Source organism: Dubosiella newyorkensis, from assembly GCF_001945605.1.
In the GTDB taxonomy this organism is placed as follows: Bacteria; Bacillota_I; Bacilli_A; order Erysipelotrichales; family Erysipelotrichaceae; genus Dubosiella; species Dubosiella newyorkensis.
Map to the genome: position 1 here is coordinate 13740 of NZ_MPKA01000067.1, position 24753 is coordinate 38492.

Genomic DNA, 24753 nt, shown 5'->3' on the forward strand with positions numbered 1-24753 from the left:
ATTTATTCTCCACTGACTGCGCATTTTTCAAAAAGAATGCTAGGACAAACAACTTGCTTATACGTCCAGTCCATATCGTTTCCGATCGCCACGACATGGTTCATCAAATCCAAGAACGTGCCTGCGATCGTGATCAAAGTGACCGGCTCTGATCTTTTTCCATCCTTGACTCTATATCCGGAAGCCTGCAAAGAGAATTGCGTCGAGACAAAATGAATCCCCGCATGCAGTCCCATCAGATCCGTGATGACTAAGCCATTCTGCATTTGCTCCATCAAGCCATCCAGATCTTTTTCTCCTGGGACGATGCTCAAATTCATCGGCTGCACGCTCACTGGCGAAGCATACCCGGACTTGAAGCCATTGCCTGTGCTTTCCGTATTCATCTTGATCGCCGATTTGATATCATAGAGCGCTTGCTCGAACACGCCATGATCGACGAGCACCTTACGCTTCGTCAAAACTCCTTCATCATCAAAATTCGCGATGCTCAAAGCGTTAGGATCTCTTGGATCATCGATCACGCTGACCTGTTCAGAAAAGATCTTCTTGCCTAGATCCTTAGCGATCGGCGAGATCCCTTTCGCGATCAAATCGCCCGAGAAAAGACCCGCAAACGCTCCGAAAAGCGAACTCATCGCATCTTTTTCTAAAATGATCGGACATGTTGTCGATGGAATCGAGCGCGCCCCTAATTGATCCAGCGCCTCTTGACACACCTCTTTCACAAAAGCGTCTATATCGAACGTATCGAAATTCTCGACGACCTCGACCTTTGTCGCGTCTTTATAGACCCCGTTTTCGAGAGCGACGATAGAACAAACAAGATATTGAACTTGGTCCTCGTCTTCTAAATGCAGGCCGAGCGAATTCGTGATCTCGCGCGCCCCTTTTCCTTCCTCATAGCCAAGATAGCCGACTTGGACGATCCGTGGATCGTAGGCTAGACATTTTTCTTCGATCTTGTCCATCGTCTTTTCCACTTGCTGCATAGAAGGCTGTACCCATTGCCGAGAAGAAACCGCTTTTTCTTCCAAAGGCTTTGGTGTGGCGAACACGACTTTTTCAGGCGTCTGGATCGTCTTGGCTTGATCGACGAGCTGCTTGAGCACGCTATCCATCTTCGAATCGTCCACTTGTTCAAGAGCGATCATCGCCACATTGCCATCGACGATCCCTCTTAGCGATGTCCCTAAGATCTTGCTTGTCACAAAGGTATCCATCGCATGCTCGTACCACGTCATTTCCTTTGACGCGCTAAGCGATTGATAGATCTCAAAAGATTCTAAGCCAAGCTCCTTGGCTTTTTCGATCCAAGCTTGCTTATTCATTGGCAGTACCTCCTACGGTGATCTCTTTGACTCTAAGTCTTGGCTGTCCTACATCGGTCGGGATCGAACCGCTGATCGAACCACACATTCCTTGGGCCCGTTCCAAATTATCTCCCACCATATCGATGTTCATCAAGATCTCTTGTCCCGTTCCGATCAAAGAAGCGCCTTTGACCGGATCGGTGATCTTTCCGTTTTCGATCATATAGCCTTCTTGCACCGCAAAATTGAATTCTCCCGTTTGAGGGTTGACGCTGCCTCCCCCCATCTTTTTGGCATATAAACCACGCTCGATCCCTTTAAGCATGTCTTCAAGAGTATCCGTGCCTGGTGCGATATACGTATTGGACATTCGAGACGTTGGCTCGTATTTATACGATTGCCGGCGGGAAGAGCCACTAGAGGCCATACCCATTCGACGGCCATTGAGCGTATCGATCATATAGCTTTTTAAGATACCATGATCGATCAAGACGCGGCGTTGTTGCGGATTGCCTTCGTCATCGATATTTTGCGAGCCCCACGCATTCGGGATCGTTCCATCATCGATGGCCGTGACTTTTTCATTGGCGATCTGTTCGCCTAGCTTGTTGGCGAAGACAGATTGATTTTTAGCCACCGCTGTCGCTTCCAAGGAATGCCCGCACGCCTCATGGAAAATGACACCGCCAAACCCATTATCGATGATGACAGGCATCTTGCCCGAAGGGCAAGGCTTGGCTTGGCTGAGGACAAGCGCGATCCGAGTGGCTTCTTTCCCGATCGAGCTAGGACTTGTCGTTTCAAAAAATTCAAGCCCCATGCTTCCTCCAGGCGAACAAGCGCCCGACTGGAGCGTTTTTCCATCGCTTACATACGAGCTGATCGCCATACGTACCCGGTGACGATCGTCTTGGACAAGACGTCCATTCGAATTCGAGATCTGTACCTTTTGATGAACGCTCGCCAGCGAAGCCGACACTTTTTCCACCTTCTCACTCGCCTCATAAGCGGCTTGGCTTCCTTCCATTAAAAGATCCACTTTCTCTTGAAGGGGACTGGCAAGCGGATCGATACGGATCGGATGCTTGTCTTCGATCTTTTCTTCCTTCAATTGGACCTTGACACCCTCGTCTTTTGGACCTAACGCGTCCACAAGGTCGGCGATCACATTTTTGAGCGAGTCCATATCTTCAATATCCGTATAGCCATAGACAGATTGAACGCCTTTATATAAGCGGATCCCTACTCCTGAACTTTGCGAGCGGTCCACGCCCTCAACGACCTGATTGAGCATGGAAATACTTTCTTTATTCGTATCTTCTTCAAAGATTTCCGCAAAATCGGCTTCGGAGCGCATGCACAAAGTGAGCAGTTCTTCCAACTGTTCTTTTTTTAACATGGTTTTCCTTCTTCCTATTTTATATAGAACAAATTATACCACAGAAGAACGAAAAAAAAGCAGACAAGCGACTTGTCTGCTAAATCAAGATTTTCTCGAGCGTATGCCGGACGATATCGTTTACCATATTCACGCTCAGCGATTTCTGGAGCTGTTTTTCTTTTTGGCTTTGCCATTGATATAAGATCATACTGCTTTCATCTTCATAATAGGCATACAAAACGATAATATACAACGAATCGAGGATCTCGTACAATTTTGAATCTTTTTCGCAAGAGGACATGACCAAAATAAGCTGCGAACGAAGCGCTAAGATCCGAGATGAAAACGTTGTCTTTGGGGCTGAAAAATCGATCGTCATCCCGCCTTTACCCGTGCATACGACCCCTTCCTTATCGGTGAACGAATACAATAAATCGCAATGTTGATCATCAAGATATGTATTGATCTCATTGAGCAGATCTTTCCATTGTTTCATTGCGATTTCATGCGCTTTATATTGATATTCGGCTTCTAGGCGCTGCAGTTCATCGCTCCAGTGCGAGAGGTCAAATGAATAAGTTTTTTCGTTTTTATACATATTCCTTTTCCTTTAAATATTCTATGGAAAATTCTAACGATATTTAAGTAAATGTCAATTAAATATGTGTTAAAAAAGTGATACATTACATTGTAAGCGCTTCCTTGATCGATTTTGCGAACAAATGAACAGGTTCTGGGGCTTCTCGACCATACTTTTCACATAATTGAACGATCGCGCTTCCAATGATGATCCCATCGCTTTTTCTTGCCATTTGTCGAGCTTGTTGAGCGTTCGAGATTCCAAATCCGATAAGACAAGGTATGGGGGTGTAATCTCGAGCTTGCTCGATCACATCAAAGATCTCTTCATGCAAGCTGGCTCTTGTTCCTGTGATTCCTAAAGAAGAAACACAATACAAGAAGCCGCGCGCTTTTTTGGCGATCTTTTCTAAACGCGAAGAGGAAGTCAACGTGATCAAAGAGATCAAATCGATCTGGTACTTTCGGCAAATCGCGTCGAACTCTTCCTTTTCTTCGTAAGGCACATCGGGCAAAATAAGGCCTTGAAGACCTACCTCCTGCATCCGCTGGACAAATTTTTCGATCCCATAAGCAAAAACGACATTCGAATACGTCATGACATAAAGCGGGATCGTATACGTTTTTCGCACTTTTTCTACGAGTGAAAAGAGGGCGTTGGCATCCACATTTTGTTGGAGGGCCCTTGAAGAGGCGGCTTGGATCACTGGCCCTTCGGCTACAGGATCGGAAAATGGGATCCCTAGCTCGATCGCGTCCGCGCCAGCTTCCACTAAAGAAGCGATGAGCTTTTCGCTCGTTTCAAGATCAGGATCTCCACACATGATATACGGAATAAAGGCTTTACTCATAAATTTCTTCTCCTTGATAGCGCGCTAAGGCAGCACAATCTTTATCTCCTCGTCCAGATACCGTGACAACCAACACTTTGTCTTTTCCTAGAGTCGGAGCCAGCTTTTTGACATATGCAAGAGCGTGAGCGCTCTCGATAGCAGGAATGATCCCTTCGATCTTCGAGACGTATTGAAAAGCTTCCAAAGCTTCATCGTCTTTGATCGGAACATACTTGGCTCTTCCTTGATCAGCAAGATGGGCGTGTTCAGGACCAATGCCCGGATAATCGAGTCCGGCAGAAATCGAATACACGGGCGCGATCTGTCCTTTCTCGTCTTGGCAGAAATACGATTTCATGCCATGAAAGATACCAAGTTTCCCTACGGCCATCGTAGCGGCAGTCTCGTTTATGTCAATGCCCCTTCCAGCCGCTTCTGCGCCAATGAGCTCCACCTCTTTTTCATCAATATAATGATAAAAGCTTCCGATCGCGTTGGAGCCTCCACCTACGCAAGCGATGATCGCGTCGGGCATCCGTGCTTCCTTTTCTAAGATCTGTTCTTTTGATTCTTTGGAGATGATGGCTTGAAAATCGCGCACCATGCTTGGAAAAGGATGAGGGCCCATGACGCTTCCTAAACAATAGTGCGTATCTTCGATGCGTCGGGTCCATTCGCGCATCGCTTCGTTGACTGCATCTTTCAAGGTGGCTGTCCCGCTTGTCACAGAAACGACTTCGGCTCCCAAAAGCTTCATTTTATAGACATTGAGCGCTTGGCGCACAATATCTTCCTGTCCCATATATATAACGCATTCCATGCCAAAGAGAGCGGCCGCGGTGGCGGTGGCCACGCCGTGTTGTCCAGCGCCTGTTTCGGCGATGAGCCTTTTCTTCCCCATTTTTTTGGCGAGCAGCGCTTGCCCCAGCACGTTGTTGATCTTATGGGCTCCTGTATGGTTGAGGTCTTCGCGTTTCAAATAGATCTTGGCGCCCTTTAGATCTTCGCTCATTCTTTTGGCGAAATAGAGGGGCGAAGGTCGATTAGCGTATTCTTTTAAAAGTGTCGTCAATTCTTCTTGAAAGGCGGGATCCTCTTTATAGTGCGTATAGGCTGCCTCGAGTTCTTCAAGAGCGTGCATGAGGGTTTCGGGAACATATTGTCCGCCATGGATTCCAAATCTTCCTTTTGTCATTGTGGTTGTCCTTTCATTTTTTGGATGAGTTCTTGAATGCGGGCTGCCGTTTTTTGACCATTCTCTTCGGCGCCGCTCGATACATCGATCATATAAGGTTCATAGCGCATAGCTTGCCGGATATTGTGGGCATCGATCCCTCCGGCGAGGGCGAATTTTCGCTTGACCTCTTGTAGCTGGTCCCAATCGAACGTCTTTCCTTCTCCTTTTCCCGCATCGAGAAGCACGAGATCGGCTTTTGACGCGTTTACCGTATCAAAGGATAGTTTAGGATCGACTTGGAAGGCTTGAATGATCGGGACTGTTGTTTGTTTTTTTAATTGTTCGATCATGTCTTCTTGTTCTTGGCCATGGAGCTGTATGGCGTCGATCGAGCCTTCTTGAACGAGGTCGAGCATCGTATCTAGGGGAGCGTCGACAAATACGCCTACTTTCATGATGCTTGGATCAAGCTTGTCGGCGAGTTTCTTGATTTCTTGTTTTTGGATCGAGCGTTTTGATGGTGGATAGTCGATCACGAAGCCGACCATATCGATCTTGGCTTGATTGACGGCTTGGATGTCGGTTTCGTTTTTGAGTCCGCAGATCTTGAGTTTCATAGTCGTTTCCCTTCGAGTCGTTCGAGCGCTTCTTTTTTATTGTCCGAGCGCATCATATATTCGCCAATCAGCACGGCGTCGACATAGTTTTGTTTGAGCTTGTCGATTTGTTCTTTCGAATCGATGCCGGATTCGCAGACAAAGAGCGTGGATGGCGGGATGTTGTCGCGAAGCTGCAGGCTTTGTTCGATGTTGACGGAAAAGTCGCGTAGATCGCGATTGTTGATGCCAACGATCTTAGCCCCTGCCCTAAGCGCTTTGGCGATATCTTCTTCATTTCTGCTTTCGACTAGAGCGTCCATTCCAAGTCGATGCGTGAGTTCTAAATAGCTTTTGAGTGTGGCTTCATCTAAAAGAGAGGCGATCAATAAAATGGCGGAAGCTCCCAATGCGGCCGATTCATAGATCATATAGGGATCAATGATAAAATCTTTGCGCAATACGGGAATAGAAACGGTTTTGGCGATTTGTTGGACATATTCGCTTTTTCCTAAAAAGAATTCGGGTTCGCTCAATACGGAGATCGCGTGCGCGCCGGCTTGTTCGTATTGTTTGGCGATTTCAAGAGGTTCAAAGTGTTCTTTGATCACTCCTTTGGAGGGCGAGGCTTTTTTGACTTCTAAAATATAGGCGAAATCTTGGTTTTTAAGCGCCTCATAAAAGGAGGGATGCGTTGGTGTTGGTGTTTCGAGCAGCTTAGAAAGAGGTACGGTTCTTTTTTGGTGTTCGACGCGCTTTCGCGTGCTGGCTACGATTTGTTCTAAAATATTAGGCATAGCTGGCCTCGATCATTTTTTGTAGGATGTTGTATGGGGCGAAGGAGTCGAGTTGTCGTTCGGCTAAACGGACACCTTCAAGGAGCGAATTGACTTTGTTTGCGGCATAAAGAGCGGCTCCAGCATTGAGGCAGACGGCTTGGCGTTTGGCGCCTCGTTCTTTGCCTTGCAAGATGTCGAGGGTGATTTTGGCGTTCTCTTGCGCGTTTCCGCCGACGAGCGCTTCTTTGGGCTGACGTTCATAGCCAAATTGTTCGGGTTCGATCGTATATGTATGAAATTGTCCTTGGTCGATTTCGCAAACATAGGTGGCGTCGCTCATCGAGATTTCATCGAGTCCATCGAGTCCATAGACGACAAGGCCTCTCTTTACGCCAAGCTGGCTCAATACGTGGGCCATCGTTTCGACTAAGTCTTTGGAAAAGACGCCCATGACTTGGGTGGTGGCTTGAGCTGGATTGGTGAGGGGTCCTAAAATATTGAAGATCGTTGGGATCTTGAGTTCTTTGCGCACAGGGGCGGCGTATTTCATTGCCGGATGATGGTTAGGGGCGTATAAAAAACATATGTTGGCGGTTTCTAAGCTGTCTAGGCATTGTTTTGGGGTGGTGTTCAAGTTGAGGCCGAGGGCTTCGAGACAGTCGGCGGCCCCGCATTTGGAGGAGGCGGCTCGATTGCCATGTTTAGCGACTTTGATGCCGGTGCTGGCGATCACGAACGAGGCGGTCGTCGAGATATTGAATGTGTTGGAATGGTCGCCTCCTGTTCCTACGATTTCGAAGACTTCGTCTTTTGGGTGGATCTGAATGGCGGCGGAGCGCATGCCTTGGGCGGAGCCAACGATTTCTTCGATGGTTTCTTTTTTCATTTTTAGCGCGATCAAATAGGAGGCGATCAAAGCGGGGGAGCAATTTCCTTGCATGATTTCTTCCATGACGTTTTTGGCTTCGTTTTGATCAAGGGAGTGGTTTTGGGCTAGTTTTTGGATGGCGGTTTGGATCATGATTGGATTCCTTTCATTAGATTGGCGATGATTTGCGTGCCTTGGGGGCTCAAGATCGATTCGGGATGAAACTGCACCCCATATACAGGATAGGTCGTATGTTCGATGGACATGATTTCTTCTTCACAGATGCTGGTGGTTTTTAAGTGTTCTGGAAGTTTTGTGATGGCTAGCGAGTGGTAGCGCCCTCCTTCAAAGGTGTCGATATTTTCGAATAATGGGCTTGGTTGTGTCACTTGGATCGTTTTGGCTTTGCCGTGGATCTTTTCTTTGGCGTAGCCAATTTCTCCGCCTAAGGCGAGGGCGATCGCTTGATGGCCAAGGCAGACACCAAAGATCGGATAGGTCGTATAGAGCTGTTGGATCAATTCGATGCAGATGCCAGCGTCTTCGGGTCGTCCTGGTCCTGGAGAGAGGACGATGAGCGCTGGATCGAGCTTTTTGATCGTTTCGATATCGATTTCGTCATTTCTTGCGACTTGGACTTCATCATAGCTGGCGAAGCAGTGGTATAGGTTGTAGGAGAACGAGTCGTAGTTGTCAATGAGCAAGATCATAGTGGGCTCCTTTCTGGATCGATTGCAGGATCGACGAGGCTTTGATGTGACATTCTTGGAATTCGCGTTCTGGGTCGGAATCGGCTACGATGCCAGCCCCGACCGAATATAGAGTTGGTCTTCTTTTTTGTAGGCGAGGCGGATGCCGATGCAAAAATCGAGGTTTTGGCTGAAATCAATGTAGCCAAAGGCGCCTCCATAAATGCCGCGTTCGCTTTGTTCGAGTTCTTGTATGATTTGGCAGGCGCGAAATTTGGGCGCGCCAGAAAGTGTTCCTGCTGGCAAGGTGGCAAATAGGGCGTCGAGTGGATGGGCGCTTTCTAAAAGTTCGCCTTGGATGGTGGAGGCTAGGTGCATGAGCGTAGAGAAGCGGACGATGTCTTGGTAGCGGGATACGTGGATCGTTTGGTTTTTGCAGATTTTTCCAAGATCGTTGCGTCCTAGGTCGACGAGCATGTCGTGTTCGGCTTTTTCTTTTGGATCGTGTTTGAGTTCATATTCGAGTTGTTGGTCTTCTTGTTCGTTTTTGCCTCTTGGGCGAGTTCCCGCTAATGGGTAGGTCATTACTTGGCGATCATGGACGGCGATGAGCGTTTCTGGACTGGCGCCTGCGAGTTCGAGATCGTCCATGTGGGCGTAAAATAAATAGGGGCTTGGATTTTGGATGCGAAGTCTTTGATAGAGGGAAAAGAGGCTTCCTGTCACTTTGGCTTGCATCCGGTTGGAGAGGACGACTTGAAAGATGTCGCCTTCTTGGATATATTGTTTGGCTTTGGTCACGTTTTGGATAAAAGCGGGTTTTTCAAATTGGAGGCTGAAGTCTTCTAAGATCGTGAATAGTTCGCTGTTTTGCGTGATTTCGTTTTCGTGAAGTTTTGTTTCGAGTTCTTCGATTTGTTTTTGGGCCTTTTTATAGTTGGTTTCTAGATCGTTGGTTTGGATGCCGCTGATCAAGTGGATCTTGTGTTCATAGTGATCGTAGGCGATCAGGGTGTCATACATGGCTAGATCGAAGTCGTTGAACATGGTTTGTTTGCTGAAGCGAAGTTTGGGTTCGCTACAGCGCAGGCTTTCGTAGGCGAAATAGCCGACCAATCCTCCGCAGAAGAAGGGGTAGAGATTGGGGGTCTGTTGTTGGTCGATCATGGCTTGTAGTGCTTGTTTGGGGTCGGTTGTTTTTTGGTGGGTTTTTGTGTCGTGGAGCCGATCGTGTATGGTGAGGGTCTCATTTTTGTATTGGATGGTGTATTGGGGTTCGTAGCCCATATAGGAATAGCGGTCTTTTATGGAGCTTTCGAGCAAAAACGAGCGAGAGGTGCCAGCTTTTACTGTTTGGAAGAGGTCAATGGCGTTTTGATCGGCCTCGATCGTTTTGATGAGGGGGATGCGTTTGGCGTGGGTTTGTTGATAGATAGTTTGGATTTCATAAAGATCGTTCATCGTTTTTCTCCTCTATAGAAAAAGCCCGTCCTTAACGAAGCTTTTTCTTCGTCAAGGACGAGCTTGATTTATTTCTATAGCCCGCGGTGCCACCTTGATTCTTCGAGTTTGAAGCGCTTTAGAATGCAATCACATTCTTGATCTTTTACGCAGATCGTACGTCATAGAGTACTCGGAATGTTCCTTTGACTATGCCCTCGGCGGTCCATTTGGCAGTTCGCTTTTCTATCTGGCTTCCACCGTCCCAGACTCTCTATGAGCGCGTCGCTGCTTTGATCTCCGCTTCATCGGTTTGGTTGGGTACAGAATACAGAGTTTGAAAATAAATGTCAAATAATTTTCTCTTTTTTTCTGAATATAATTGTAACTTCTAGAAAATTTACAAAAAAAACAGATCCCGAAGAATCTGTTTTCTATCCTTTATTTTGGAGGGTGATGATCAATATGAACGCGATCACGCCCATGATCGTCCAAAATAAGTATTTTTTCCAGTTTTGCATGGATGCCACCTCGTATCTTTGTTTCATTATACGAGATGGAGCGTGTTTTTAGTCTTCGATTGCTTCCACGAATCGTCTTGTGATCACTTGTGGGCGGGTAATGATGGAGCCGACAACGACGCTGTACGCGCCTAGGTCGAGGACGCGTTTAACTTTTTCTGGCGTATCGATATTTCCTTCTCCGATCACTGGATGCTTTGCGGTTTTTAGAAGTTCGCGGATGATTTCGAAATCGTTGGTTTCGATCTTATCGCCTTCGCTTTCTGAGGTATAGCCTACGAGCGTCGTTCCGATAAAGTCAAAACCTAGATCATCGGCGTGGCACATTTCTTCGAGTGTCGCGCAATCGGCCATGAGTGGCTGGTCTGGATATTTGGCGCGGATCTCTGCGTAGAATTCGTCGAGTGTTTTGTTGTCGGGACGTTGGCGGCATGTGGCATCGACGGCGATCACGTCGGGTCTTTGTTCCATGGCCATTAGTTCGTCGACTTCTTTCATCGTTGGGGTAATGTAGACGTGATTGTCTCCATATTGGCGTTTGATGATGCCAATAATCGGAAGGTCTACTTCTTTTTGGATTTCTTGAATGTCTTCGACGGTGTTGGCGCGGATGCCGCTTGCTCCGCCTTCCTTGGCGGCTTTGGCCATTCGGCCCATGATAAAGGACGAGTGCAGCGGTTCTTCAGGAAGCGCTTGGCACGATACGATCAGTTTTCCTTTGGCTTGTTCAATTCGACTCATTGTTTTCTCCTTTGAATGGTATATCTTTATGCGAATATTATACTTATTTTCTCAAGAAATCGCAAACGGCAAAAGCAGATCCTTCGTGTCGAGCAGTTGGTGCTTGATGACGACTAGATCGGCATAAGAGATTGTGTCGTATTCGGCGCGCTGTAGTTGCAGCTGCATAAAGGAGATCAAGGTGGCTAGAGAGGCCCAGGTGGCGCTTTCGCCCTTGCCTTGGTCGACTAGAGTGTGGATATTGGATTCGTTCAAGGCTTGCAGATAGGAAAAGAGGGTCGTTTGGGCGCTTGGCATTCCGGCAAGCATTTCTTTTAAATGGGGGTAGAGGCTTGTTCTGCAGGCGTTCAAGAGCGCTTTGGCGTAAAACAAGACGGATGCGCTGTAATCAGCGTCCAGGTCTTCGTCATAGTATTCTTCGAGGTCGATGGCGGCTTCGAGAGCGTCTTGCATCGTGCCTGGCAGGTTTTCAAATTCTTCTTCGATCATATTGAGTTTTTGAAAGAGCGGGTCGGTTTCTTCGATTTCTTCTTGTGCTTGTCGTTCCATGTTGGGTTCGATATCGCCTCGCATCATATTTTGGGCTATGGATTGTAGGTTGGCTTTTTCTTCTTCGCTGAGGGAATCGACCATTTTTTGGATGGCGCTAAAATCTATATCATTCCAATTCATTGTATATCCTCCGTTATGATTTATTGTAACAGATGGAAAGGGGTTTTCAGAAAAATTTTCAAAGTTTCTTGAACAACTTTTCATTTCCTCGTATAATGCTCGTTATAGGGAGATGTAAATTATATGGAAAACGCAAGAATCTTTTACGAAAACGATTGTAATATTGGTCAGCTTGACGGAAAAACGATCGCGATCATTGGATATGGATCGCAGGGCCATGCGCATGCGCTTAACTTGAAAGAATCGGGATGCAATGTGATCATCGGTCTATATGAAGGTTCAAAATCTTGGGAAAAAGCGGAAAAAGCTGGTTTTGAAGTGTATACGGCGGCGGAAGCTGTAAAAAAAGCGGATATCATCATGGTGTTGATCAATGATGAAAAACAAGCGGCTTTGTATGAAGAAAGCATTAAGCCAAATCTTAAAGAAGACGATATGCTCATGTTCGCGCATGGGTTCAATATTCATTTTGGCGCGATCCAACCTCCAAAGAATATCGATGTGGCGATGATCGCTCCTAAAGCGCCTGGCCATACTGTTCGTTCTGAATATTTAGCAGGCAAAGGTACGCCTTGCTTGATCGCGGTAGAACAAGATCATTCTGGGAAAGCGTGGGATCTTGCCCTTGCTTACGCGGCTGCGATCGGTGGCGCTAGAGCAGGTGTATTGGAAACGACATTCCGCACAGAAACGGAAACCGACCTTTTTGGAGAACAAGCTGTTCTTTGTGGTGGCGTTTGCGCTTTGATGCAAGCTGGTTTCGAAACGCTCGTAGAAGCGGGATACGATCCTAGAAACGCTTATTTTGAATGTATTCATGAAATGAAGCTGATCGTAGATTTGATCTATCAAAGCGGTTTTGCGGGAATGCGTTATTCCATTTCGAATACAGCTGAATACGGCGACTACATCACTGGACCAAAAATCATTACTGAAGAAACGAAAAAAGCGATGAAGCAAGTGCTAAAGGACATCCAGGATGGAACATTCGCTCAAGAATTCTTAGTTGGCATGTCGGATGCCGGTAAACAAACGAAGTTCAAAGCGCTTCGTAAATTGGCTAGCGAACATCCAAGCGAAAAAGTCGGAAAAGAGATCCGTAAATTATATAGCTGGAACAACGAAGACGAGCTGCTCATCAACAACTAAAAAGAAGATAAAAAAAACAAAGAGAGAAATCAGCGCTCTATCAGCGATCTGTATTTCAGCTCTTTGTTTTTTTATGAAAAACTCGTAGGCAAGCCCCGCTCATGCGGGGAAATACTAACAAGTCCTCTTCAATAAGCACATCAGATTTAATGCCTACTTTTTTTCTTTCTTCAATCATAACATAACATGAACACTTCTATTTATAATGTTTAAAAAATCAATCTGGTTTAAATCTATAAATATCTAAAGGTTGTCTACTCTGATCTTTCCATTCCTTCCAACCATTTATTGCTTTTCCAATTACTACCGAACCCGCCGTGGATGGAGAATGACAAATAACATTTTGTTGCAAAATATTATTCTTAATCTGCGCATTTTTTCTGCATTCAGGCAGTCGATCCTGATCTGATGGAGCACATGTACTTCCTTTGAGTACAATAAAATTCCCATCCTTCACTTCCATAGCGGCTTTCACCAACCCAAACCCCTTAACTTTTCGATTCAAAAAATACGTTCCTTCTGGAATATTTCCGCATTCTTCATTACTTCTTCTTTTCTTTGTGGCTTCAGTAAACACTTGTTCTTTTGTTTCCATACTTGGATAGATTTGAAGTCCTTCAAATGACGACAAAAGCTGTATTACCAAATCTAGATCCAATGCAAAAAGCTCTGTATTTGGAACTCGACTCTTACTAAAAATATCATCCAATAAAGCCTCTTTTTCATCATAATCATTCACTTCAATCGCAAATTTTCTGCGTAATCCAGTTACATTTGAATATCCATTACGCTCTAAGTTATACATGCGTGATTCAAAATTATTTTTCCCTGTTTTTCCGATCTTAATCAATCCAGGAACAACAGTACTCATCACATAGATTATTCCTTTAGCCATATAATTATCCTTATGTTTTGCTTTTAAATATTATATCGCACTCATAAAGCTTCATCAACGTAAGTCGCTATTAAAATCTTAACCGAGTGTGGATAAAGATCTCATAACCAGATCTATATCCTTGTTTTCTAATTCTTGAATAATATGTATATAAGTCTTTTGGGTCGTAGTCATACTCGCATGTCCTAACCGACGTGCAACACTTGCTGTGGAAACACCCGCAAACAATAACAATGAGGCATGAGTATGACGAAGTCCATGAATTGTAATGACTGGAATATTCGTCTCCCTGCAGTGTCTAGCCAAAACATCATTTGCTGTTGAATTATAGATTTTCTTATTTACAAAAATCGGATCTTCTTCCGGTAAATTTTTAACTAACGTTGAAAATTGAACGACTGTTTGCCAATCAATTTGAATTTTACGAACAGAAGAAGCATTCTTGGTAGGTAAAAAACCGCCACTTCCTTTGTAATCCCAAGTTTTTGAAACCGATATAGTTTGCCTAGAAAAATCAAAATCTTTTGGTGTAATAGCAAGAGCTTCTGAAAATCGCATTCCTGTTTTAGCTACAAGCAAAATAAACCAATCCCATGAAATTTCTTCTTTTAAATAAAGAGAGGCTATAAGAGTATGGAGTTCATATTGATTTAAGTATTTAATTTTCTTATCCCTGGGCTGTTTCCCTTTTATGATTGCTTTACGTGTTGGATCTCTTGGAATTAGACCTTCATCAACCGCATCTAAAATAGCTCCCTTTAGCTGATGATGAAAATCCATCGTAGTTTGTTTTTCGTGATCTAGAGCATAATCATTCAAAATCTGTTGATACGTTATTCTAGATAAATCTCCAAGATGTAAATTAGGCGCTAACTTTTTTACCCACCTCAATGACATATAATACTTATTTAATGTTACGTCACGAATAGCACCTTTCTTATAAACTTCGATCCATTTTTCAAAATATTCCCAAAACAGAATTGTATTATTAACTTCATTAATCATCTTTTTTTCTCCATCTTTGTTCATAACGACTTACGTTGATGAAGGGTGATAAGGTGATCGAGATAATTAAAAAAATTTCCAATCTTTCCTTGTTCCACTAGAGATTTTGGATAAGATATATAAGTTGACTTTAAAGAAGTTTTAGAAATTGAACTAACTTTAATCCCTTGTGTTAACGGGAGCAATTGATCATGATAATAAGCTGAATTTAAATAATAGCCAAGATAACGTGGCGCAAATTTACTTTGTGGTCGATAAGGAATAGTATGTAACCCAGAAATCACAATTTCTTCCGTTAATCCTTCAATTTCTGTACATTTCCCCACAGTTTCATCTTCAGCTGTATCTGCCATAACGATATCGCCATTTTTTAAAAATGATTCTTTATATTTTGAAATGATAGATTCATCTTTTATTGTTGGTAATTCCTCTTTTTTTACATTTAGTACTTCACTAAAAATAACTAATAAATCTCCATAGTGAACATTTTTAACTTTTCCTTCTCCAGACGATAGTTCAGCTCTTGAAAGAGTATTATTTTGTAAGTTTATAAATGCTTCGCCTAACCTTCGCTGTTCCCAAACAAAAACAAAAGGAGAGCAAAAAAAATAAATTGGCTCTCAAATTCTCTCTTTCAATTTTTTATAACAAATTGGATTGAATTGAATCAAATTGAACAAAAAATCTATATTTTTTATATGAGTTTCTACTGAATTGGGGTTAATCCTAACATTTTTAATTGTTCATTGATTTCTTTTTGAAGCTTTTGAATCTCTTCATCATCTTTAGATATTTCACGAATGACTGCTTCAAGATCAATTTCTTCTTCAGGCTCAGAAGTATCAACATATCTTGGAATGTTTAGATTATAATCATTACTCTCTATCTCAGCGTAAGTAGCTACATGTGAATACTTATCTATATCTTCTCGATTCTTGTAAGTTTGGTAAATTTTTTCAATATTCTCTTTTGTTAAAATATTTTTGTTTTTTATTTTTTCGTACTCGTTGCTTGCATCAATAAAAAATACATCTCTAGTCTTTTTGTTACGCTTTAGAACCATAATAATGGTTGGAATACTCGTTCCATAAAACAAATTAGCTGGTAATCCAATAATAGTATCAATCAAGTTTTTCTTAATTAGATTTTCTCGAATCATTCCTTCTGCAGCACCTCTAAAAAGAACTCCATGAGGTAATACGATTGCCATAGTTCCTTCACTATTTAGATGAAAGAGTCCGTGAAGAAGAAATGCATAGTCCGCTTTAGATTTTGGAGCAGTTCTTCCATAGTCTTTGTATCGCGGATCTTTAATCGTGCTTTCAGTTGGTTCCCATTTTGCAGAATATGGCGGATTTGCTACGACCGCATCAAATGAACGTGGATGATCGATTCCTTTTGCATCTGGTCCATCTGGCCAGTCTCTCCCCAACGTATTCGCATTACTAATATGCATATTTTGATAGTTAACACCATGCATCATTAGATTCATCCGAGCTAAGTTATATGTTGTTGTATTCATTTCTTGCCCATAATATTGAATAGCTCCCGGTTTATGACCACCTTTTAACTCATCTCCTACCGTAAGCAGCAAAGAACCTGACCCACAAGTAGGATCGTATACAGTAAAGGCTTGCTTTTCAGCTTCTTTATCTTCTGTTACAATCTTAGCCATTACTATAGAAACTTCGTGAGGAGTATAAAACTCTCCGCCCTTTTTTCCTGCTGACGCAGCAAATTGTTGAATTAAATACTCATAAATTGATCCTAAAACATCTTTTCCAGAATCATCTTTATAAGCAATATCATTCACTAAATTTACAATTTTATTTAACGACTTTGCACGATCAACCGTTGTCGTTCCTAATCGAGAGTCGCCTAAATTTACATCACTAAATACGCCATAAAAGTCAATCTCGGCTTCCTTATTCATTTTGGTACTCGCATTGAATTCATCAAATATTTTTTGATAATCGCTTGGAATCACCTTAGAATTATTAATTTTATCGATTAAGGATTGCCATGTATTCTCAGGCATAATTCCATAACCAAGAGCTGAAGTTAATTCTTCCAAAAAATCTTTTCTATTTTCTTCATTATTGGCATCTTTTGCATAAGCTTCATTAACCGTCATACCAGGTTCAACTATTATCAAGTCTTGATCAACCAAATAATTCATCTGTTTTTCTGAAAGATACCGATAAAACATAAAAGCTAAAATATAGTTTTTATATTCAGAAGCATCCATTGTTCCACGAAGCTTATTAGCCATCTCCCAAAGAGAAGACTTGATTTCATCTAATTTTCTTTTTTCTGACATATTCTTTATCCTATTAAATAGGATTCTCCTTTCTTTTATATCAAATTGTAATCTGCTTAATCATTAAACAAACATTTGTTGTAAGAGTCCTTTTTTCAATTCTTTCAAGTGATCTAGCTTTCGCTGATGAAGGGTAATAAGATGGTCAATCTGGTTAAAAAATAAAGCGATTCTTTCTTGTTCTTGTTTTGAAGGATAAATCATCAAATATTTCAACATTTCTTCAATCTTTAATACTCGATTTCTTCCAGCTCCTCCTGGTGAAGATAACCATAAATGATGACGAAACCGCTCATCAATAATCACATATCGGAAAAAATCTGGAACCATATCATCGTGAAACGAGAACTGAGGGAATCGATGAGAAACAAGCTTTCCAGCATCGTTTATATCTGTAATAGCTACAGCATGTTCCCATCCAAAAGTAATATTTACGATAAATTTTCCCTCTGCTACCCGATACATCTGGGCTGTCTCTAACTCATTCCCTTTTTTTACGTAGCTGTGAAAAGTACCTTTTGCATGACTTCTAATGCCTAAACGATTATATCCTTCATGGGGCGTATTTACAGCATCGACATATTTATCCACTATTTCTCCAAACCTACGCTGTTCCCAATCGTTTTTGAATCCTGGGAAGCGTAACTCGGGAACTTTTTCTCCATTTTTTGGAAACATTTTTTGCAATAAGCCTTTTTTTAACTTTTTTAGATCATCAAGCTTACGCTGATGAAGGGTGATAAGGTGATCGAGATAATTAAAAAAATTTCCAATCTTTCCTTGTTCCACTAGAGATTTTGGATAAGATATATAAGTTGACTTTAAAGAAGTTTTAGAAATTGAACTAACTTTAATCCCTTGTGTTAACGGGAGCAATTGATCATGATAATAAGCTGAATTTAAATAATAGCCAAGATAACGTGGCGCAAATTTACTTTGTGGTCGATAAGGAATAGTATGTAACCCAGAAATCACAATTTCTTCCGTTAATCCTTCAATTTCTGTACATTTCCCCACAGTTTCATCTTCAGCTGTATCTGCCATAACGATATCGCCATTTTTTAAAAATGATTCTTTATATTTTGAAATGATAGATTCATCTTTTATTGTTGGTAATTCCTCTTTTTTTACATTTAGTACTTCACTAAAAATAACTAATAAATCTCCATAGTGAACATTTTTAACTTTTCCTTCTCCAGACGATAGTTCAGCTCTTGAAAGAGTATTATTTTGTAAGTTTATAAATGCTTCGCCTAACCTTCGCTGTTCCCAAGGTTCCGTAAATCCAGGGAATCTCAACTTAGGTACATTGGCTTTTTTATCTTTTTTTTGTTCTTTTTCACTCATAATCTCTCCTTATTCTGGGTGTTTCATTTGATCTGCTAATTCATAAATTGCGGTTCTTAATGAATTTCTATATTTGATTTTAGACATTTTTTGAATTTCAGGATCTAATGATAGTTCTTTATATGTACTTGCTCCCTCTTTTAAAATATTTGTTAGCTGATTTGCATCGTCTAAGTCTTTTTCATTATATTTGTGATTGTTAATCATATTTAAAAGTTCTTGGGAAGATACGACATCTGTAATTCCCCATTTATTTCTAAATCGGAGTAGTTTTCGTTGTAGGTTATCATTCTTCGCTTCTTTTATAACATCATAACTACTAGTAAGTTTAAATGGATATTTTAAACTGGATCCTGAAGGTGGAAAATCTTTATTCTTGATTGCTCGTGTTGTTTCAAAGATTTCTTTAGCATAAGTTCGATCTTCAAGTCCATTTGCGAATTTATAAATTTCTTTTTCCGTTTCTGCTACTAATTCTTTTTTATCCTCATGAACTTGATTCAATAAGTCTTCTAATAGTTTAGTTAAATAATCGTAATTCACTAACACGTCTTTTAGATATTCAACTTTTAAATCAATCAATATTGGAGAAATTTTCTTCTTTTTTGCGATTTTTTCTTTCAATTCATTTACAACCACAGTATTCAACCGTTGATTTTCTTCTGGTGTCATGCCAATCTTCACAATTAAAGCATCTGGATTATCATAGTCAAACCCAGACTCAGGATCTTTATTTCCATCGGAAGAATCGTCTCGCGGTGGAAACTGCTTAAGTTTTGCAAGTCCTTGATAGTATTTTCTTAACTTAGACAACAGTTGTTCGTCTTCTTTTTCTGAAGGAGGTATTTCATTAAAATTATCCGTCATTTTTCGAATATCCTTAATTTCATCCTGCACTTTTTTAAGCACTTTTTCAAAATCTCCTGCTAAAACTCCGTCATCTTCTAATAATTTTCCTTGTTCTCCAGTGCTTTTATTCGCATTTTCTTTATTTGTATATACAGCTAACGCCTCTTTCATTAATTTTTCGTTTTCTCTTGGCCATCTATAATTCACCACGTGTCCGTATGGTTTATCAACTGGATCTTCGATTCGATTCGTTCTTGAATAAGCCTGTACCAAATCCGCATCACGAAGAGTTCTATCTACATAAAGAGAGTTTAGTTGAGGAGCATCAAATCCAGTCAGCAATTGGTCTACCACTATAACTAAGTCTAAAAATTTTCCATCCGAATTTGTTTTTTTCAAACGAGATTCTAAATCTTCACGATATTCTGCCGCTGTAGAAGAATCAAAAGATGTGTCAAATTGTTTATTGTACTCATCAATGGCTTCATCTAACCCTTTATTGGTTTCAAGCATAGAATCACCGTTTGAAGCATCTTGAGAAAAAGTAACCGCGACCTTTAACGGATAGGCATATGGTTCTTCTTTTTGAGCCCGTAAAAACTCACGGAAATACATCATTGCCATAGGAGTGCTAGCTCCGCCACCACCTACTCTTGTTGTAAGTAAAGCATTGTATTTTCCGTCAACAGATCGATTTCTCCAATTGGACATAATATCTCGAACTACTTCTTTTACGTGAGCATAGTTATTATCATAGAAACTCTTCGAGACTTTATCATCCATATCATATTCAGTCATATTATTGATTTTTTCATTGATCTGTTCTTCGGTCCAATCTGGATGCTCGTTTCTGAAAAAGGCAGGTAGATACTGTTCCTTCATGGCTTTCTCTGAAATAGTGGTTAAAAAATCTACTTTGAATCCTAGAACATTTTTATCTGCAATTGCGTCTCGAATTGTATAGGCATGTAATAAAGAACCAAAAATATGTTTTGTTGAATACCTTGAATTTGTATGATCAAACATCGGTGTCCCAGTGTATCCAATAAATGCACTCTTTTTAAAGGCTTTTTGGACTTTTTCGAAAGCCCCTCCTCCAGTTGAGCGATGAGCCTCATCAACAATAAATAAGAAATTACGATCCGGAGCTTTAAAATTTTTCCGAGAAACTAGACGTTCGAGCTTTTGAACAGAAGTTATGATAATGTCATTATTTTTTTCTTTTAACTTATGGCTAAGTTCACTTGTATTTTTCGTATTCTGGATACTCGTCACTTCTTCTTTTGATTCTGGATCATAAGCTCGATAATTCTCCAAAGTTTGACTTGTTAGCGCCTTTCGGTCAACTAAAAAGATAACCTTATCTACATTTGGCAATTTACTTGCTAACCATGCTGTTTTAAAAGAAGTAATTGTTTTACCAGAACCCGTAGTGTGCCAAACATAACCAAGTTTTCCTGACCCATAATCAAAATCATACCCTTTAACTGCATTTATAACTTTTTCAGTAGCTACCACTTGATAAGGCCGCATAACTTTTAACGTCTCTTTATTTTGAGTTCCATCCAAAATCATATAATTAGTCGCCATATTATGCGCCATTGGAATCGATAAAAAACTATCTGTAAACTCTCTCCAATCTCTGATAATTTTATTATCTGACCTTCTCTGCCAGTGGAAAGCAAAAGCCGTATTGAACCGCTCAGCTGTCGTATTCGCCATATATCGCGCATTGTTTGGAGACATAGCAATCAATATTTGCAAAGTTGAAAAAATATCTCTAAACTGATTTTCATCTGCATATTGCTGCATTTGATTCAAACCTTCTTTAATATCGTGAGAAGCCTTCTTCAATTCTATCTGAATAATTGGCAATCCATTAATCAATAACGTTACATCAAATCTACGATTCTTTTTTCCAGGAATTACAGCTGGTCTTTCAATTTGATTAACTACTTGATAGACCGTATTTCCCGCACCAATTTGAGATTGATCAAAAACAGTTAAAAATACGTGCCTTCCATCATCCAAATCTACTTCAACCTGAGACACACCATTCAAACCGTATAAAAATTGTCCTGCTTTAAACGGAGTTGTAAGTTCATTGATCACTCGTTTTACTTGCGCAAATTCATTCTCTGATAACGGCCTTTCGAGTGTATCCTGATTAAGTCTTTCAAGAATCTTTTTAAAATTATCCCAAAGCTGATTGGTTGTTTTAATCTTAGGTTCATAAACCCAATTTCGTGTTTTCAAAATATGAAACTCATCTTTTAAATCTTCTTTAGTCGATAATGGACTATTACATAATTTTTCAATTAAATTTTTTTCAAATTGATTTTCAGTCTCAATCATATAACTTTTTTAATTGTGCAAGCACAACCTTCTCCTTTCGTTCGGAATTTTTCTTTTTTAATCGTGTTAATTTTTTCAAATTCAAATAAAGATCACCAATGATTTTTTGTTCTTCTAGACTTGGTAGTTTTGGTAATCTTAAATTTTCTAACTCTCGAACCGAAATTAAATGAGAGTTTATTCCGTTTGATTTTCTTCTCATTTCTTTTTCAATCATATGATCTTCATTCAGCAAATAAAGCAGATAAGCCGAATCCAAATTAGAGTTAGGAACTATTCTATAGAAGTTTTTTGTTAACATAAACCCATTGTGTACAGGTTGGACAATTGCAGCATCGCCAGTAATGGAATTAACAATTAAATCTCCGGTATGAACAACCATTACAGAATCATTGGTTCGTATTTGACGAGCCTCTTTCAAATTTTCTTCTGTATCATCCAATTCTAGATCCCGCTGCAACATATCTTGTGTGTAATAATAATACACAGGAGATTCATCCGATTCTGAAACCCTTATCCGAAACTGAGGAATTCCTGATTCAACTATAAAATCTTTCATATCTCATTATGTGCTTTTTTATAAGCACCCTTTCTAATTACATTATACTTCGCTGCTACATAAAGTCAATATTTGTTCTTAATGAAAAGCACATAATCAAGCCAAAAAAGAATTCATCCATTGCTGACAATAAATACAAATCTAAACTCTTATACTAGAAGTTCTTCAGAAATAATATTGCTTAACTTTTCCTTCGATCTCGACAAATCTTTTTAGGTATAGGTAGTCTTCAACGATTAATTTCCTAACCCTGCCCATCTCATAAATTCCGCATTTTTCTATTCCTTTTGAAAGAACTTTTTTTTACAATTAATTTATGGCAAAAATCAATCGTAAAAAACAAATCCGAAACCTTTCGATCCTTACGGCCGTGTTATTGATCGGAATCGGCGGAAGTCTAGCTCTTGTTTTACCAAAAACACAATCTAAGCCCAAAGAAGCGCAAGAGACTAAATCAATCACTCCCTCCTACACACCACTTTCAAAAGCAGAATACGCAAAAGTTGGCGTTAATGAACTGGGGGATGTTCCGATCATGATGTATCACGGAATTCAGAACCTCACCAACGACCAAACCCCCTATACAGGAGGCAACATCGATGTGGATGGATATCAACGCACAGCTGAAGCGTTTCGAAACGACTTACAGTTTTATTATGAAAACGGCTATCGAATGATTCCTCTGATCGATTATGTGAATGGCACGATCGATGTCGAAGGAGGTAAAAGTCCGATCATCTTGACATTCGATGACGGGATCGAAAACAATATGCTCGTGAACGGACTTGATGAAAAAGGAAACTTAATTATCGATCCAAACTGTGCTGTCGGTATTCTTGAAGCCTTCAAAAAAGAGCACCCGGACATGCCAGTCACTGCCACCTTTTTCTTGAACGAAGGCTTATTTTCTCAACCCGAATATAATGAAAAGATCCTTCCTTGGATGATCGAGCATGGCTATGATATCGGAAATCACACGCTCCACCATCCCGATCTTCTAACGACCACTTTAGAGCAAACCCAAGAAGAAGTGGGCGGACAATACGCGATCTTGGACCAAATCGTTCCCGATCAATATGTGCCGATCGTAGCCCTGCCTTTTGGATCTCCCTACGACTTAGAGCACCCCAATATGGATGCTGTCTTCCAAGGCACCTACAACGATCGCCCATACACCACAAAAAGCGCTCTTCAAGTCGCTTGGGAAGCGAACGCCTCTCCTTTCTCAAAAACGTTTGAACCTCGCTTTTTAAAAAGAATCCGAGCCTATGACAATAATGGAGAAAACTTCGATATTCAAATGAACTTTGAACGTCTCAAAACTTCCCGCTATGTTTCGGACGGAGATCCCGACACCATCGTCTATCCCGAATCTTTGCAAGACATGTTCAATGAACAAACCAAAAAGAAAACGATCCCTTATCCCGATTCTATGCAGAAAGAAGAATAATCTGCATATTTCCATGCAGAAAAAAGAATCTACATGAAACAATGAAAAAACCGTTAGCCAAACGCTATCGGCTTTTTTTAACAGCAATCGCTTCATACGGACGCAAAACAAACACTCCATTTTCATAGATCCGATCTGGATAATTGGACAACAACAGTTCTAGCTCTTGTAAATCAAGCTCCACATTGGTTTTTGTTCCATAGAAATTGCACAATACATAAATTTCTTCATCCATTCCCTCCCGCTTATACGCATACACAAAAGGATGATCTTTACAGAACGGAACATATCGACCATTTTGAATCGTTTCATTTTGTTTTCGGATCTGGATCAGCTTTTTATAAAAAGCATAAATCGAATGCGGATCTTTCATGCTCGCTTGTACATTGATCGTCTTATAGCTTGGATTGATCTCGATCCAAGGTTTCGTATCGGAAAAGCCAGCAAACTCTTGATCGTTCCACTGCATCGGGCTGCGCGCGTTATCCCGCGACTTCGCGCCTAAGATCTTTAAGATCTCCGTTCCGCTTTTTCCTTCTTCCTTTAAGATCTTGGTATAGTTCAAGCTCTCCACATCTTGATACAAGTCGATCGAACCAAAATAATTATTTGTCATTCCAATTTCTTCGCCCTGATAAATATAAGGTGTTCCTCTCATGAAATGGAGCGCCAACGCCAACATTTTCGCAGACTCGTTTGGATACTTTCGATCATCTCCAAAACGCGAAACACTTCTTGGCTAATCATGACAATTCCAAAACAAAGCCATCGTGCTATCGGCTTCCTGCATCCCTTCTTGCCAAGTATGGAACAAATGTTTGAGTTCTTCAAAATCAAATGGTTTAAGCGTCCACTTTTCCTTATTTTCATAATCGACTTTCAAGTGATGAAAGTTAAAGACCATATCCAATTCTTCCGCCTCTTTGTTCGCGTATTTTTTACAATTCTCTAACGAAGTGCTCGACATCTCCCCAACCGTCATGATCGTTGGATCTTGTCCAAACGAATTTCTATTCAGCTCGTGCAAATATTCATGAATGTGCGGACCATCCGAATAGAAGCGTCTTCCATCCCCTATATCATCATTTTCAAACGATCCCTTCGACATGTTGTTGACCACATCGAAACGAAAGCCCTGGATGCCTTTTTGCATCCAAAACTTAATGATATTGGCACACTCTTCCCGCACTTTAGGATTGTCCCAATTGAGATCCGCTTGCGAAACATCATACAAA

At 41.0% G+C, this 24753-nt stretch carries 22 protein-coding genes and 1 pseudogene; 2 read left to right on the forward strand and 21 right to left on the reverse strand.

All coding sequences use genetic code 11. The features are described from left to right. Positions 1 to 2: 2 nt before the first annotated feature. From BO225_RS06820 to BO225_RS06875, 12 genes are all read right to left on the reverse strand, one after another. Positions 3 to 1331: a TldD/PmbA family protein gene (locus BO225_RS06820; RefSeq protein WP_076341508.1), complete on the reverse strand. Its 1329-nt coding sequence runs from the start codon at positions 1329 to 1331 to the stop codon at positions 3 to 5. Continuing rightward, positions 1324 to 2712 carry a TldD/PmbA family protein gene (locus BO225_RS06825; RefSeq protein ID WP_076341509.1) on the reverse strand — a complete coding sequence of 463 codons (1389 nt, stop codon included), beginning with the start codon at positions 2710 to 2712 and terminating at the stop codon, positions 1324 to 1326. The genes BO225_RS06820 and BO225_RS06825 overlap by 8 nt, the downstream gene beginning before the upstream one ends. A gap of 79 nt (positions 2713 to 2791) precedes the next feature. After that, positions 2792 to 3292: a hypothetical protein gene (locus tag BO225_RS06830; RefSeq protein ID WP_076341510.1), complete on the reverse strand. Its 501-nt coding sequence runs from the start codon at positions 3290 to 3292 to the stop codon at positions 2792 to 2794. An 85-nt stretch (positions 3293 to 3377) separates the two neighbouring features. Further along, positions 3378 to 4124 carry a tryptophan synthase subunit alpha gene (trpA, locus tag BO225_RS06835; RefSeq protein ID WP_076341511.1) on the reverse strand — a complete coding sequence of 249 codons (747 nt, stop codon included), beginning with the start codon at positions 4122 to 4124 and terminating at the stop codon, positions 3378 to 3380. After that, the gene (gene trpB / locus BO225_RS06840; RefSeq protein WP_076341512.1) at positions 4117 to 5301 is read right to left on the reverse strand and encodes a tryptophan synthase subunit beta; all 1185 of its coding nucleotides are present in this window, start codon (positions 5299 to 5301) and stop codon (positions 4117 to 4119) included. Before trpB ends, trpA begins: the two co-directional genes overlap by 8 nt. Further along, positions 5298 to 5900 (reverse strand): phosphoribosylanthranilate isomerase, encoded by a 603-nt coding sequence (locus BO225_RS06845; protein ID WP_076341513.1) that lies wholly within the window; start codon positions 5898 to 5900, stop codon positions 5298 to 5300. The genes trpB and BO225_RS06845 overlap by 4 nt, the downstream gene beginning before the upstream one ends. Beyond that, complete coding sequence (gene trpC / locus BO225_RS06850) at positions 5897 to 6676, reverse strand: indole-3-glycerol phosphate synthase TrpC (protein WP_076341514.1); 780 nt, start codon at positions 6674 to 6676, stop codon at positions 5897 to 5899. Before trpC ends, BO225_RS06845 begins: the two co-directional genes overlap by 4 nt. Next, positions 6669 to 7679 (reverse strand): anthranilate phosphoribosyltransferase, encoded by a 1011-nt coding sequence (gene trpD / locus BO225_RS06855; RefSeq protein ID WP_076341515.1) that lies wholly within the window; start codon positions 7677 to 7679, stop codon positions 6669 to 6671. The genes trpC and trpD overlap by 8 nt, the downstream gene beginning before the upstream one ends. Then, a complete protein-coding gene (locus BO225_RS06860) occupies positions 7676 to 8236 on the reverse strand; it encodes an anthranilate synthase component II (RefSeq protein ID WP_076341516.1) in 561 nt (186 codons plus the stop codon). The genes trpD and BO225_RS06860 overlap by 4 nt, the downstream gene beginning before the upstream one ends. Before the next feature lie 84 nt (positions 8237 to 8320). Continuing rightward, positions 8321 to 9676, reverse strand: coding sequence for an anthranilate synthase component I family protein (locus BO225_RS06865; RefSeq protein ID WP_198936111.1), 1356 nt, complete (start codon positions 9674 to 9676; stop codon positions 8321 to 8323). Positions 9677 to 10224: 548 nt separating this feature from the next. Further along, the gene (locus BO225_RS06870) at positions 10225 to 10917 is read right to left on the reverse strand and encodes an N-acetylmannosamine-6-phosphate 2-epimerase (RefSeq protein ID WP_076341517.1); all 693 of its coding nucleotides are present in this window, start codon (positions 10915 to 10917) and stop codon (positions 10225 to 10227) included. A 51-nt stretch (positions 10918 to 10968) separates the two neighbouring features. Next, positions 10969 to 11589: a hypothetical protein gene (locus BO225_RS06875; RefSeq protein ID WP_076341518.1), complete on the reverse strand. Its 621-nt coding sequence runs from the start codon at positions 11587 to 11589 to the stop codon at positions 10969 to 10971. 123 nt (positions 11590 to 11712) lie between these two features. Between BO225_RS06875 and ilvC the strand changes: the two genes are divergently transcribed. Further along, a complete protein-coding gene (ilvC, locus tag BO225_RS06880) occupies positions 11713 to 12738 on the forward strand; it encodes a ketol-acid reductoisomerase (RefSeq protein WP_076341519.1) in 1026 nt (341 codons plus the stop codon). A gap of 217 nt (positions 12739 to 12955) precedes the next feature. Here the strand turns inward: ilvC and BO225_RS06885 are convergent, their stop codons facing one another. From BO225_RS06885 to BO225_RS06915, 7 genes are all read right to left on the reverse strand, one after another. Next, complete coding sequence (locus tag BO225_RS06885; protein WP_076341520.1) at positions 12956 to 13633, reverse strand: DUF4357 domain-containing protein; 678 nt, start codon at positions 13631 to 13633, stop codon at positions 12956 to 12958. Between the two features lie 78 nt (positions 13634 to 13711). Next, on the reverse strand, positions 13712 to 14638 hold the full coding sequence (locus BO225_RS06890; RefSeq protein WP_076341521.1) for a site-specific integrase: 927 nt from the start codon (positions 14636 to 14638) through the stop codon (positions 13712 to 13714). A gap of 20 nt (positions 14639 to 14658) precedes the next feature. Continuing rightward, positions 14659 to 15252, reverse strand: coding sequence for a restriction endonuclease subunit S (locus tag BO225_RS06895; protein WP_076341522.1), 594 nt, complete (start codon positions 15250 to 15252; stop codon positions 14659 to 14661). Between the two features lie 92 nt (positions 15253 to 15344). Then, complete coding sequence (locus tag BO225_RS06900; protein WP_076341523.1) at positions 15345 to 16958, reverse strand: type I restriction-modification system subunit M; 1614 nt, start codon at positions 16956 to 16958, stop codon at positions 15345 to 15347. Between the two features lie 63 nt (positions 16959 to 17021). Further along, positions 17022 to 18305: a restriction endonuclease subunit S gene (locus BO225_RS06905; RefSeq protein ID WP_076341524.1), complete on the reverse strand. Its 1284-nt coding sequence runs from the start codon at positions 18303 to 18305 to the stop codon at positions 17022 to 17024. 9 nt (positions 18306 to 18314) lie between these two features. Beyond that, on the reverse strand, positions 18315 to 21509 hold the full coding sequence (locus BO225_RS06910) for a type I restriction endonuclease subunit R (RefSeq protein ID WP_076341525.1): 3195 nt from the start codon (positions 21507 to 21509) through the stop codon (positions 18315 to 18317). Beyond that, the gene (locus BO225_RS06915; RefSeq protein ID WP_076341526.1) at positions 21502 to 22068 is read right to left on the reverse strand and encodes a restriction endonuclease subunit S; all 567 of its coding nucleotides are present in this window, start codon (positions 22066 to 22068) and stop codon (positions 21502 to 21504) included. Before BO225_RS06915 ends, BO225_RS06910 begins: the two co-directional genes overlap by 8 nt. 316 nt (positions 22069 to 22384) lie before the next feature. Between BO225_RS06915 and BO225_RS06920 the strand changes: the two genes are divergently transcribed. Continuing rightward, complete coding sequence (locus BO225_RS06920; RefSeq protein ID WP_076341527.1) at positions 22385 to 23518, forward strand: polysaccharide deacetylase family protein; 1134 nt, start codon at positions 22385 to 22387, stop codon at positions 23516 to 23518. Between the two features lie 64 nt (positions 23519 to 23582). Here the strand turns inward: BO225_RS06920 and BO225_RS13140 are convergent, their stop codons facing one another. After that, the gene (locus BO225_RS13140; RefSeq protein WP_473213613.1) at positions 23583 to 23891 is read right to left on the reverse strand and encodes a hypothetical protein; all 309 of its coding nucleotides are present in this window, start codon (positions 23889 to 23891) and stop codon (positions 23583 to 23585) included. Continuing rightward, positions 23871 to 24752 (reverse strand): annotated as a pseudogene (locus tag BO225_RS13145) (alpha-amylase family glycosyl hydrolase); the annotation flags it as partial. The gene BO225_RS13140 and the pseudogene BO225_RS13145, both read right to left, overlap by 21 nt. Between the last annotated feature and the right edge of the window lies 1 nt (position 24753).